Below are 13,046 nucleotides of genomic sequence, written 5' to 3' on the forward strand. Positions count from 1 at the left end.
TATCTTTTAATATTTTATTTAAAATATTTTCTGCATCTTTTAAATTTCTATCTCTTTCTATTAAAAGGCTTGCTCTATTAACTAATGTTTCATAATATTTTTTCCCATCTGTACTCTTTTTAAATATTTTTTCACAGTATGAAACATAAGATTCTGCCATTTCATAATTTTTATCTTTAATTTCATATTTAAATAATAAAAGGTAAATATCCCCTATAATCCCTACATAATTATTTTTTTTGCATATAATAAATGCTTTATTTGCAAATTCTATAGATTCTTCCTTATCTCCAATATATTTTAAATAAATAGCTTTTATCAAGAAATATTTTACATATCCTAATCTATAATCTATATTCAATAAATTTACTTTAGCTACATTCATATTTTTAAATGCTTCTTCGTAATTTTCTTGCTCTATATTTATCTTTGCTATATTTAATGAACTTTCAATTATATAAGAGTAATTTTTTAGCTTTATTGCTTTTTCATTTGCAATTTTATAAAACTTAAGTGCTTCCATATACACTTCTATCTTTTCATAAATATTTCCTATTTCATAGGCTATATATAGTTTTTCTCCATCACTTAAATAATCAAAGATTCTTTTATATAAGTTTATTGCATCATCTACTCTTTCTCTTTCTATTAATTTTTCACTATATTTTTTAGAGTAACGAATCATCTTATCATAATCTTCACCCTTCTCTAAATGATAGATTAATTCTTCATAACATTCTTTATTTTTTTCCCATTCTTTTTCTAAAAGTCCAACAAATTTAAGGTGGCTTGCTATTTTTTGTTTTTTGGGCATTCTCTTATAAATAATTTTTTTATAGAAATATTCTTTAAAATCAATATTTATTCCGTTATCATCATAACTTTCAGTTATTACATTTTGAGCCTTTAAATTCTCATATGCTTCTTTTTCCTTTGTAGTTATAATTACATTCTCTAAAAAAACATCCTCTTTTATAGAATAATTATATACAGCTAATTTCTTTAAAACTGAATTTTCAAAAAAACTTAATCCTTCTATCTTTTCTATATACTTTTCTTCTAAGTAAGATGTTGAATTCAGATGAAAATTCATATTTCTATATTTCCAAGTTCCAGCTTTAGTTATACTTACACTCTTATATCTATACATATCAAGAATTTTTTTCATTATTAAATCTGGATTTCCTATAGTATCTTTATAAACAATCTCAGTTATTTCATTTATATTATTTTTAGCCTTTAACATTCTTTCAACCATTTTTTTAGTGTAATATTTATTAAGCATTCCAATCTTATATTCCACTACATTTTTATTAAATAATATATTATTATAGTATTCTTTAAACTCTTCATTTTCATTGCTTCTATCAACACTAATTAAAATCATAATATTATTTAATTCTTTAATACTTTCTAACAGCTGCTTTAAAAATAACTTTGCCACACGATTTCTTTTTTCTAAATTATCTATAACTAAAATTAATGGTCTTATTCTAGTATGCTCTTCAAATAGCTTTACACCTAAATTTATAGTTTTATAGCATTCTTTAAAATCATCTATTGATGATGAACTATATCCCTTTGTTAATCTTTTAGAAAATTCCTCCATAAACCTTCTAAATTCTTTTCTAAAGCTTCTAGTGTAATTATAATCCTTTGCACAATCATTAGATTCTATGGTTACTTCTTTTTCATTCTTTGATATAGAAAATATAGATGAATTATATTTATACTCTATTCTTTTCTTTACTTCATTTAAAATCTTAGTTTTACCAATACCTACACCACCGTCAAAAACTATCGCCTTTGAATTTATATTTCCTTGCAATATATTTTCATACTGTTCCATTACATTTTCAATTTCAAGTTCTCGACCTATTATATCAACTTCTTCTTCTACTCTATCAACTGACTCCTTTATAAACTTTCTATATTTTCCAAAAAATTTATTGTTAAAAGAATCTATTAATTCGCCAATATCTACTGCCTTATTTTTGTCTACTTCCTTTTCTAAATCTACTAAAGTTTTTAAATTAAAATCATTTTTAGTATTGAATATTTCTTTTAAAATTTTAAATAATTCTGCTATATTCGTATCCTTATTTATCTCCATATCACTAATATCTAATATAGTTCCATACTTATTAAATTCATTTTCTAATCGACCAATTTTATCTAAAACTATACTTGGAAGTTTTACTTTATAAGCACCATCAATTAAACACACTCTTATATCACTTAATCTTAAATTAGAGTAAATAAACCCATTTAAATTTAGTGTATTTAATTTACACATTAAATCAAATAAAATATATGCTATATTTTCTTCACTTTGTTCTAAGATATATGATAGTAAAGTTTTTTCCTCTTCACACCATTCACTTACAAATCCATATTGCATTTTTTCTAAGTTTATTCCATCAACCTCTTTTACTGTAAGTAAACTATGAATATTATATACACCTTCAAAATTCAAATTCTTTATAGTTTGAAAATTATTACATAAATACATTTTTATATTTTCATTTATACTGTCACTTGTAAATATTAATACTCTGCATTCTTTTTTTAATATTTTATCGTAAACTTTGTATTCTAATATTCCATTTGAATATCTTAATTTTTTACACGTTTCATACCGTTTATTTATAATCCTCATAATCTCACCTTATATATCTATTAAAATAACATTTTTACTTCTTCTTTTTCTATCAACTTTAAGACATCATTAAATTCTAATGGCTTTGAAAAATAATAACCTTGGATTATATCACATTTATTTTTCTTTAAATACTCAAACTGGTCTCTTTCCTCTACACCTTCTGCAACTACTAAAAAATTAAAGCAATGTGATAATTCAATTATTGTTTCTATAATATACTCACTTTTTTTATCTTTATTTATATAATCAATAAAGCTCTTATCTATTTTTAGTATATCAATTGGTAATACTCTTAAGTAACTTAAAGATGAATAACCTGTACCAAAGTCATCTAAAGCTATAGTTACACCAATTTCCTTTAGCCTTTTTAAGATACTTATATTTTTCTCTGCACTTTCCATTATGATACTTTCTGTAATCTCTAATTCAAGATTCTTAGGATTTACCCCTGTAACCTTAATTTCATTTTTTATAAAGTCTACTATTCCTGGATCTTTTAATTGTACTTCTGATAAATTTATTGCTATTTTAAAATCTTCATTTATATACTCTGTAAGCATTTTACACATTCTTATAGCATCTCTTATTATATATTTTCCAATTTGAACTATCTGTCCTGTATTTTCAGCTATTTTTATAAATTCCATTGGTGGTACAAAGCCTAAGCTTTTACTTTTCCATCTAACTAAGTATTCAAATCCTATTATCTTTTCAGATTTTGATAAATACTTTGGTTGAAGTACCCCATATAATTCTTTATTTAACATAGCTTTTCTTAAGCCTTCTTTAATCTCTAACTCTCTATTTATCTTCTTTAAAATCTCATCATTAAAAAATGCATATCTATTCTTCCCACTTTCCTTTGCTGTATACATAGCTAAATCTGCACTTTTCATTAGATTTTCTAAGCTCATTCCATCTTTTCCAAATATAGATACCCCAATACTAACGCTACAATAAATATCTTTTTCATCTATACTACAGCTTGTATTACATTTTAATATAATTTCACTTAACTGTTTTTCAAGCTCATCAAAAGACTCTATCTTATCTACAACTATTACAAATTCATCTCCACCAAATCTTGCAATAAATGAATTTTTAGTTTGGAGCATTCCAAGGGTTTCTGCTATATATTTTAACACCTTATCTCCAACTTCATGTCCATAGGTGTCATTAATATATTTAAAGTTATCTAAATCTATAAATATAATTGCTAGATTTCTATAATCACGTCTAGCATCATCAATTATTTCACTTACCTTTTCTTTAAACATTCTTCTATTAGGAATACCTGTTATTTCGTCATAATACCTTATAAAGTTTATTTTTTCCTCTTTTTCTTTTCTATCATTTATATTACTTAATGAACCATATATATACACATCTTCATCTTCTTTAAAACTTCTTCCTCTTAAAGAAAACCATATATCTTCATCAATGGCATTTTTAAATCTAAATTCAATATCAAAGAAATTATCTTCACCATTTAAGCACTTATTGTACATTTCTAATATCTTCTTTTTATCATCTCTATGAATATAACTTACAAACTCTTCAAACTCTAACTTCAAGCTTTCCTCTTCACAAACTTCTATAAAGTTAGATATTTTCCCCTTTAAAGTTATCAAATTAATCCCTATATTCCAATAAAATAATATATCACGACTTCCTTGAATAGCTAGCTTATATATTTTCTCACTATCTTTTATCTTTTTCTCTTGCTCTCTCTTTCTAGTTAAATCTATAATAATTCCACCAATAACTTTTATATTTTTATCAAATACTTTAAAAAGTACTCTTATTGGTATTTCTTTTTCTTTATTTACTATAGTTAACACTATTTCATACTTTCCGACTGTTCTCTCTTTTTTTATTTTACTAAAATACTCTTCTACCTTTTTTCTTTCATCTCTTTTAATAAATTTTAAAACCTCTTTATCTTCATACAACCTATCTTTTTTTATATTTTCTAAATATTCCTTACTAAAGGCAACTTTTCCCTCTTCTATGTTCCATTCCCAAGTTACAGCCTCTAAAATATCCATCATTAGCTCTTGCTTCTCTTTTTCCACATTATTATACTTTTTCTTTTCTTTTTCCATTATTAATATAGTTCCTGTTATTGCAAATATAATAAAACCACATGTTATGTATATATTTAAAAATTTACTGCTTATGGCGAGTACTACCCCTAATATGCCCAAGCTTATGATATCCCTTTTTTTCATATTTCCCCTCATCCTTTATAAATTATACCTTTTCATTTAATTTTACCATATTTATCCTTTAACAAAAACAAAAAGTTAGATTAATTTCTTAATCTAACTTTTAAATATTTTTTCTATGCTAATTCTCTCTCTAAAAACTCTTCTTTTCCTTCTTCTGAAACCTTCGATACTCCATTTATAATTAAGTTACTAATAACTCCAACTAAAGCTGCAAAGCTTAATCCTTCTAAAGCTACTGCACCACTTATTTTTATTCCAATTATAAATCCATAGTTTTCTAAAAGCATTGGATTTAATTGTGGTGCTATAAGTCCTGCAAATACTATTAATCCCATTACAATTCCATTCTTTTTATTTAACTCTACTTTCTCAAGCTTTATTGTTTTAAATCCTATTAAAGCTATCATTGAAAATAACATTAAGCTTATTCCACCCATTACAGGTTCTGGTATTGTTCTTATTATCATTCCAAATTTAGCTACAAAGCTTAAAAGTATTGCAAATACTGCTGTTAATCTTAAAAGTGATGGGTCATAATTCTTTGTTATTGCAAGAACTCCTGTATTTTCTCCATAAGTTGTATTTGCAGGTCCTCCAAGTGATGCTGCAACTAAGGTTGCAAGTCCATCTCCAAGTAGTGTTCTATTAAGACCTGGATCTTTTATAAAATCTTTTCCTACTACTGAACCATTTGTTGTTATATCTCCTATATGCTCCATAAACACTGCAAGTATTACTGGAACTATTATAACTACAGCTCCCATTGAAAACTTTGGTAGTGTAAAGCTTGGCATTTCTATAAATGCTGCATTACTTATAGCCGCTACATCAATCATTCCCATAATGTAAGCTCCTATATATCCTACAACTACTGCTATAAGAATTGATATTTGCTTTATAAAGCCTTTTCCAAAAAATCTTACTAAAAGTGCAACTGAAAGTGTTAATATTGCTAGAAAATAATTTTTACTCGCCATATTAAGTGCTGTTGGAATCAAGTTTAATCCTATTACTATTATCATAGGTCCTACAACTTGTGGTGGAAGAATTCTTTTTATTTTATCCATTCCAACCCTTTTAATTCCAAAGGAAACTAATATATATATAAGTCCTGCTACAACCATCCCACCTTGTGCATATCTTAAATCACCATAGGTAGCTTTTACTACTCCAATTACTGCTATAAACGCAAAGGATGAACCTAAAAATACTGGAACCTTTCCTTTTGTACAAATGTGAAATATTATAGTTCCAACTCCTGCTGTAAACAGTGCTACTGATGGATCAAGACCTGTTAGCATTGGTACAAGAACTGTTGCTCCAAACATTGCTATTAAATGTTGAATTGCTAAAATCCCTCTAATCCCCTTTTCCTTTGCAGTTCTTTTTTTAGAAAAACCTTCATTTTCAAATAATTTCATTTTCATCATACTCCTTATTCTTTTTTAAGGAGAAAACTATACTTTCTCCTTTTTCAGCCTCTCTGGACTAATTTAAAAGGTAAAAAAAATTCTTACAGTCTAACAAACCGTAAGAATACTATTTATATAATAAATAGATAAATTTAAGATAAAGTATTTCCTTTATCTAAATCTACAATTAATTTATTTCCATAGTTATTTTTCTTACTGGTCTCTCGGACAAGTTTAAAGATTTTTCTAAATTATATCTTATTTATGAATTTTTTGCAACTAATTTGTATACATATTTTTAGATTTTTTGTCTAAACTAAATTTAAACAATTAAAATTTTGGAGGTTTCTTATGAAAAAAATATTTAAAACCCTTTTTCCTTTTCTTTTCACTTTTTTGTTTTTATTTTCCTTTTTTAATTTTTTTACTAAACCTGCTTTTGCATCTTCAGAAAAAGTTATTTATTTAACCTTTGATGACGGTCCCTCTAAAATTCCTTGTACTCAAATTTTAGATATTTTAAAAGCTCAAAATGTTAAAGGAACTTTTTTCATTTTAGGAAATGAGATAAAAGGTAATGAAGATATTTTAAAAAGAATCGCAGATGAAGGTCATGCCTTAGGTCTTCATAGCATGACTCATGATAGAAATAATTTATATTCAAACGATAAAAACTTTTTAAAAGAAATGTTAGATTTACAAATCCTAATAAAAGATATTACAGGCGTTCAATCAAATATTTTAAGATTTCCCTTTGGTGCTAACAATAACACTTACTCCTTAAAAAAATCTCTTGTTACACTTCTTCATGAAAATAACTTAAAGATTTATGATTGGACACTTGATTCAAAGGATGGTGAATTTTTTAGTGCACCTCCAAGCACCTTTATAAATGCTTCAAAATCAAAAGAAGATAATATAACTCTACTTATGCACTGTGGAACAGTTAATAAAAACTCTCCAAAGGCTCTTTCAGATATAATTACATATTATAAGGATAATGGTTATACCTTTAAAATTATAGACGAAACTACTCCTGAAATTTATCATTTTAAGTAAAATAATAACCCCACTTAGAAAGACCTTTCTAAATGGGGTTATATTCTTCTTTTTATGGAAGAAGTATTTTAGTTTTCTTCTTTTATGTTAACTTCTTCTACGTTAAGTTCTTCTTTTCTTTTTTTATCAGTTACAAGACTTGCTACAAGTGCTGCACCTGCTGCAAGTACCACTCCAAGTCTTAATGCTTTTCTTACTTTCATAATAAATATCCTCCTTTTCCATCTTTAATTATATTATACCTTATATTTTTTATTTTATCTAAATGTATTTTCCTCTTCAATGTAATGGAAATCTCCACTTTTAAGTTTTTCTATTAATTCGTCCTTTTTTATATCCATATCCTCTACTAAAGCCTCTAAATTGCTATAATTATCTCTTAGCTTTAGATTTATAATGCTATAAAGTATGTTTACATCCATATTTTTTATGTCCATAAAATCCACTCCTTTTTAGTATTGCCTGTTCTCTTTTTTATTATATCACTTTTTTAAAATTTCTTCTTTCTTTTAATACAAAGTAAAAAGAAAGGAATAATGCTATAAATTCAACTACTGGTGTAGTTAACCAAATTCCATTTAAGCCAAATAATTTTGATAACACTTCTAAAAAGATAATTATCAAAACTAACCCTCTTAAAAAAGAAACTAATGTAGCTTTTCTCGATTTTTCTATTGACTGCATAAATCCTACATTTAATATATTAAGTCCCATAGGAATTAATGCTACAAAATATATTTTTATCCCTAAACTAGCTATTTTTAAAAGCTCTTCGTTTCCTGATTGAAATATATTTACTATAACATTTGGGAAAATTTCACCTAATAAAAAGAAGGCTCCACCAACTATTACTGTAATCTTTAACCCTTCTTTATAAGCTTTAATTACTCTATCATATTTTTCTCCACCATAGTTCATACTTATAATAGGTTGGAGTCCTTGTGCAATACCATTAAAAATTGCAATTATTATTAAAGAAAAGTTTGCTATTATGCTATAAGCTGAAATTGATATATTTCCACCTATCTCCTTTAGCTTTAAATTAAATAAAATTATTACAAGTCCTGCTGAAAGTTCTAAAATAAAACTTGAAGTTCCATTCCCTAAAATTCTTTTTACAAACTTAAATTTTATTTCTTTAAATGAAAATTTAATCTTATTTTTCTTAAATATAAAATGAGTTAAAAGTATACTTATTCCAACTACCTGTGCAAAAGTTGTTGCAATAGCAGCTCCTCTCATTCCCATTCCAAGTGGAAAAATTAAAAGGTAATCTAAAATAATATTAGTTAAATTAGATCCAATAATCGCCCACATAGAAGCCTTAGGATTACCATCATTTCTTATAAATACATTTAAGGTTGTTGACATTATAAATAAGATTCCACCAAATAATATAACCTCTAAATATTGCTTTACGTAAACACTTATAATTCCTGTTGCTCCTAGACTTCTTACTATATCATTTATAAATATTAATGTGAAAAAACTAAATAAAACACTAAATATTGCTGTTAAAACTATTGAGATTGTAAAAATTTCATTTGCTTTATCATACTGTTTTTTCCCCATACTTATTGATAAAAGTGTTGCACCACCAACACCTGTTAAAAGAGAAAACGCTGTGAATATACTGAAAAAAGGAATTGCTATATTTAAAGCTGCAAGACCCTGTTCACCTATTCCTCTTCCTATAAACATTGTATCTAGAAAAATACAACAAGATAATCCAAGCATTCCAAGAACACTAGGAACCATATATTTTACAATAAGCTTATGTATATCATCTTTTAATAAGTCATTATTCTTCAAAAATCCCCCTCCTTCTATTTTAATTTACACTCTCACCTTTAAATGTTATAATTACCATATTAAGGTTAAAGAGGTGTTTTATGAGATTAATTGCAATTGATTTAGATGGTACTTTATTAAATTCTAATCACGAAATAAGTGAATTAGATAAACAAGCTATAAGAAAGGCTCAGGAACTTGGTGTAACAGTAGTTATTTCTACTGGAAGAACATATTTCTCTGCTATTGATATTTTAAATAAAAATGATTTAAAGGTTCCTTATGTAATAACATGTAATGGTTCTATTATAAATGATTTTAGTGGAAAGATTTTAAATTCCTTCCCTGCTCCTAAAAAAGCTTTAGAAAAGGTTATTAGTTTTCTTTATTATAACAATTATTATTTTAGTTTAGCTACAGAAAACTCGAGAATTTCTCTAGAAAATTCAAAAAATCTTTTAATGTCAGATTTTTATGTTGCAAAAGGAAATAATACAGAACTTCCTGAAGAAAAATTAGATTTTCTAGTAAATCTTTTTTACAATGAAGCAGGACCAAATTCTGTCTGTTTAAATTCTCTTTCTGATATTTTAAATCATCCTGAGGAAATCTACGGTATTTGTGCTGTTTCCTTTAATAATGAAAAGTTAGAGTTTGGAATAAATGCTCTTAGAGAAGTGAACAACCTTTCCATCTTTAAGTCAGCCTTTAACAACTTTGAATTAATAAATGAGAATTGTTCAAAAGGACATGCTGTTACACTTTTAGCTAAAGACTTAAATATTCCTATGGAAGAAACTATGGCTATTGGTGACAATGAAAATGACTTAAGCATGATAAATATGGTTTCCTTTGGAGTTGCTATGGGTAACGCTAAAGAAATAATTAAAGAGTCTGCTGATTTTGTTACATTCGATAATAACTCATCTGGAGTTTCTCATGCTATTTCTGAAGCTCTTTCTTTATCGGTAATTTAAAATTTTAAAATAAGCTGCCTTTATCTTTATTAAAGAAAGGCAGCTTTTTTCTATTCTAAATTTTCTTCTATTGTTAAAGTTTTTTCTCCATCATAAAACTCTTGGAATATATGTTTTTCATTCGATTTTTCAAAACCTAATATAGCATCTAAGCTTACATTTTCAGCTGCCTTAAATATAGATTTATCTACACCATCAAACTTTTCTTTAAGCTCTTTAATTAAATCTTTTATTTCATATCTTTTATTACCAATCTTCTCAGCTGCAACCATACATGCACAGTTAAGTGGCCAGATTCCACTGTAATTTATAAATCTTTTAATATGCTCTTCTTCTATAAAGTACATTGGTCTTATAAGCTCCATATTCTCAAAGTTATTTGCTCTAAGCTTTGGCATCATAGTTTTGAAGTTACCTGCATATAAAACATTTAAAAGAGTTGTTTCTATAACATCATTATAGTGATGTCCTAATGCAATTTTGTTACATCCAAGCTCTTGAGCCTTTGCATAAAGAGAACCTCTTCTCATTCTTGCACAAAGGTAACATGGATATTCTCTAGATTTTTCATCAATTACATTAAATATTCCTGATTCATATATGTACACTGGTATATTTAAATGCTTACAGTTTTCCTCTAAAAGTTTTCTTATATGTGGGTGATACCCTGGGTCCATTGCTATAAATTCTAATTCAAACTTTACTTGACCATGCTTTTGTAATTCTTGCATAAGCTTTGCAAGTAATAAAGAATCTTTTCCACCTGATATAGCAACTCCAATCTTATCCCCTTCATTAACTAAATTATATTGTTTAACAGCCTTAACAAACTTTGACCAAATTTGCTTTCTGTATCTTTTTACTATACTTCTTTCAATTTCCTCTACGCTTTTCTTTTCTTCTTCAGGAATAATTCTTTCGCATCCTTTTCCTGCTATACTGCTCATAATTTTTTGCACCTCTTCTTTAAAATTTTCTTTTTATATTATATCATATTTTTAAATTTAACATAAGAAAAGTTCTACACTTTTAAATTAGAACAATATTTACGTGGAAAAACATTTTTCTTATAAGACTAAACTAAAATAAGGCTAGAGATTCAAAGGAATTAAAACTCCTCACTCTCTAGCCTTTTATTAATTATCTTCTATTATTTTACCATCTATAACCTTTATTATTCGTCCACATTTTTTTGCTACATTTATATCATGGGTAACTACTATTACTGTTTTCCCCTTTTTGTTTATCTTTAAAAGCATATCTAATACATTTTCACTATTCTCACTATCTAATGCACCTGTTGGCTCATCTGCTAAAATTATTTCTGGATTATTTACAAGAGCTCTCCCTATTGCAACTCTTTGTTTTTGTCCTCCTGAAAGCTTACTAACTTCCTTTTCATAATGCTTTTTTTCAATCCCTACTTCTTCAAGAATCTTTTTTGCTCTTTCTTTTACATTCTTTTTATTTTTTGAATAAAGCAATGGTAATGATACATTATACACTAAATCTTGATTAGATAATAAATTAAAGCTTTGAAATATAAATCCAACTGTTTCATTTCTTATTTCAGCTAGCTTATTATCATTTAAATCCTTTAATTCTTTTCCTTTTAAAATATACTCTCCCATAGTTTGTACATCTATAAATCCTAGAATATTTAAAAGAGTACTTTTCCCTGAGCCTGATGGTCCTATTATAGCCACCATTTCACCTTCTTCTATACTTAAGCTAATGTTATCTAAAGCTTTAATTTCACTTTCACCTGTACCATATACTTTGCTTACATTTTTTAATTCTATTAAACTCATATTTTCTTACTCCTCTCTAAGAACTTCTATTAATTGAAGCTTTGATATATATTTCATAGATGGCACTGCTACTATAAATGTAGTTATTATAGATACAGCTATTGTTATCATTACTGTGAAAATACTTAAGCTTACCTTCATTCCAAATATCATATTTTTAGTTATAACTGTAACTATAAAATATAATATTAAAGCTATAAAAAATGCAACAATTGTAGATATAGAAAGTTCTTTAAAGAATATTTTAAATATATCCTTATTTTTTGCACCACAAGCTTTTCTTATAACAAACTCTCTCTTTCTTTCCTTAACCCATAAAGCTGATATACAAATTGAGTTTAATACTGTAATAAGTATTACTAATACTGTTGCTGTAACTAAAAAGTTTTCTTCTAACAGATTTTCAGACATTGTTATATTTCTTACTTTAATTTCATTTTTTTCATCCATATCTTTTATATATTTCTTAATATCCTCTATTGCTAAATTTATTTCACTTTCTTTTCCATTTAAATATAAAGTAATATTTTCTTCACTTAAGGTATCATCCCCTGTGTATTCTAAAAAAGTTTTTTGTGGCAATATAATAACATTTACTCCACTTGAAATTTCTCCAACCTTTTCAATCTCTAAGTTTTCCTTCTCCACTCTCTTTAAACTTATCTTATCTTTTCCAATTGTAGTTACTCCTATATGCTTATCTCCCTTCATCTCTTCATCAGTTAAATTTCTTCCATTTATAATATCCTTATTTACATCATATTCATTACTTTTAAGGGTAGTTATAACTTCATATCCTTCATTGTCTTCATCTTGCATTTTAAGTATAAACTTTCCTGCACTTATAGTTAAATCCCTTTCTTTTATTACATTAAAGGCACTTTCTAAAGATATATTCTCACTAGTTATAAAGCTTATTGATTTATTATTTTCAGAGTTATATTTTTGATTATAAAGCCACTTTCCATTCATTAAAGAAACTGTTAATAAAAAACAAAAAGTTGAAAAAGTAAATGCTATTATAAAAAATACTGATACTTTTCCTTTTAAATATTTTTTCATTGCCTCCCCCTTTTTTATATCATATAATTAAATCATCTTAA

At 26.3% G+C, this 13,046-nt stretch carries 11 protein-coding genes; 2 read left to right on the top strand and 9 right to left on the bottom strand.

The features are described 5' to 3' along the window. The 3 genes from ACRC28_RS07640 to ACRC28_RS07650 form a co-directional block, all read right to left on the bottom strand. Window positions 1-2,659, bottom strand: a 2,659-nt coding sequence (locus tag ACRC28_RS07640; protein ID WP_438542860.1) for a tetratricopeptide repeat protein, incomplete at its 3' end; no start/stop codon positions are given. A gap of 20 nt (window positions 2,660-2,679) precedes the next feature. Next, window positions 2,680-4,893 (bottom strand): sensor domain-containing protein, encoded by a 2,214-nt coding sequence (locus ACRC28_RS07645; RefSeq protein ID WP_438542861.1) that lies wholly within the window; start codon window positions 4,891-4,893, stop codon window positions 2,680-2,682. A gap of 113 nt (window positions 4,894-5,006) precedes the next feature. Further along, window positions 5,007-6,221: a uracil-xanthine permease family protein gene (locus ACRC28_RS07650; protein ID WP_438542870.1), complete on the bottom strand. Its 1,215-nt coding sequence runs from the start codon at window positions 6,219-6,221 to the stop codon at window positions 5,007-5,009. Window positions 6,222-6,656: 435 nt separating this feature from the next. Here ACRC28_RS07650 and ACRC28_RS07655 point away from each other — a divergent pair, with 435 nt between their 5' ends. Continuing rightward, entirely contained in the window at window positions 6,657-7,364 is a 708-nt protein-coding gene (locus tag ACRC28_RS07655; RefSeq protein ID WP_438542862.1) for a polysaccharide deacetylase family protein, read from the top strand. Between the two features lie 68 nt (window positions 7,365-7,432). Here the strand turns inward: ACRC28_RS07655 and ACRC28_RS07660 are convergent, their stop codons facing one another. The 3 genes from ACRC28_RS07660 to ACRC28_RS07670 are packed head-to-tail and all read right to left on the bottom strand — an operon-like array spanning window position 7,433 to window position 9,176. Continuing rightward, window positions 7,433-7,567, bottom strand: a complete 135-nt coding sequence (locus ACRC28_RS07660) for a hypothetical protein (RefSeq protein ID WP_438542863.1) — start codon at window positions 7,565-7,567, stop codon at window positions 7,433-7,435. A 54-nt stretch (window positions 7,568-7,621) separates the two neighbouring features. Beyond that, window positions 7,622-7,801 (bottom strand): DUF4250 domain-containing protein, encoded by a 180-nt coding sequence (locus tag ACRC28_RS07665; RefSeq protein ID WP_438542864.1) that lies wholly within the window; start codon window positions 7,799-7,801, stop codon window positions 7,622-7,624. A gap of 40 nt (window positions 7,802-7,841) precedes the next feature. After that, complete coding sequence (locus tag ACRC28_RS07670) at window positions 7,842-9,176, bottom strand: MATE family efflux transporter (protein ID WP_438542865.1); 1,335 nt, start codon at window positions 9,174-9,176, stop codon at window positions 7,842-7,844. Window positions 9,177-9,256: 80 nt separating this feature from the next. Between ACRC28_RS07670 and ACRC28_RS07675 the strand changes: the two genes are divergently transcribed. Next, a complete protein-coding gene (locus ACRC28_RS07675) occupies window positions 9,257-10,132 on the top strand; it encodes a Cof-type HAD-IIB family hydrolase (protein WP_438542866.1) in 876 nt (291 codons plus the stop codon). Between the two features lie 50 nt (window positions 10,133-10,182). On the opposite strand, the gene ACRC28_RS07680 is transcribed toward ACRC28_RS07675, so the two are convergent. The 3 genes from ACRC28_RS07680 to ACRC28_RS07690 form a co-directional block, all read right to left on the bottom strand. Next, window positions 10,183-11,079, bottom strand: a complete 897-nt coding sequence (locus ACRC28_RS07680; protein ID WP_438542867.1) for a tRNA 2-thiocytidine biosynthesis TtcA family protein — start codon at window positions 11,077-11,079, stop codon at window positions 10,183-10,185. A 189-nt stretch (window positions 11,080-11,268) separates the two neighbouring features. After that, window positions 11,269-11,943, bottom strand: coding sequence for an ABC transporter ATP-binding protein (locus ACRC28_RS07685; RefSeq protein ID WP_438542868.1), 675 nt, complete (start codon window positions 11,941-11,943; stop codon window positions 11,269-11,271). Window positions 11,944-11,949: 6 nt separating this feature from the next. Further along, window positions 11,950-13,005 carry an ABC transporter permease gene (locus ACRC28_RS07690; protein ID WP_438542869.1) on the bottom strand — a complete coding sequence of 352 codons (1,056 nt, stop codon included), beginning with the start codon at window positions 13,003-13,005 and terminating at the stop codon, window positions 11,950-11,952. Window positions 13,006-13,046: the final 41 nt, after the last annotated feature.

This window comes from Clostridium sp. (assembly GCF_051650885.1).
GTDB lineage: Bacteria > Bacillota > Clostridia > Clostridiales > Clostridiaceae > Clostridium.

Bases quoted from the DNA above. Each gene is read 5' to 3' on its own strand.
- ACRC28_RS07645 (WP_438542861.1), bottom strand. From the start codon at position 4,893: ATGAAAAAAAGGGATATCATAAGCTTGGGCATATTAGGGGTAGTACTC.
- ACRC28_RS07650 (WP_438542870.1), bottom strand. From the start codon at position 6,221: ATGTTTGGAGCAACAGTTCTTGTACCAATGCTAACAGGTCTTGATCCA.
- ACRC28_RS07655 (WP_438542862.1), top strand. From the start codon at position 6,657: ATGAAAAAAATATTTAAAACCCTTTTTCCTTTTCTTTTCACTTTTTTG.
- ACRC28_RS07660 (WP_438542863.1), bottom strand. From the start codon at position 7,567: ATGAAAGTAAGAAAAGCATTAAGACTTGGAGTGGTACTTGCAGCAGGT.
- ACRC28_RS07665 (WP_438542864.1), bottom strand. From the start codon at position 7,801: ATGGACATAAAAAATATGGATGTAAACATACTTTATAGCATTATAAAT.
- ACRC28_RS07675 (WP_438542866.1), top strand. From the start codon at position 9,257: ATGAGATTAATTGCAATTGATTTAGATGGTACTTTATTAAATTCTAAT.
- ACRC28_RS07680 (WP_438542867.1), bottom strand. From the start codon at position 11,079: ATGAGCAGTATAGCAGGAAAAGGATGCGAAAGAATTATTCCTGAAGAA.
- ACRC28_RS07685 (WP_438542868.1), bottom strand. From the start codon at position 11,943: ATGAGTTTAATAGAATTAAAAAATGTAAGCAAAGTATATGGTACAGGT.
- ACRC28_RS07690 (WP_438542869.1), bottom strand. From the start codon at position 13,005: ATGAAAAAATATTTAAAAGGAAAAGTATCAGTATTTTTTATAATAGCA.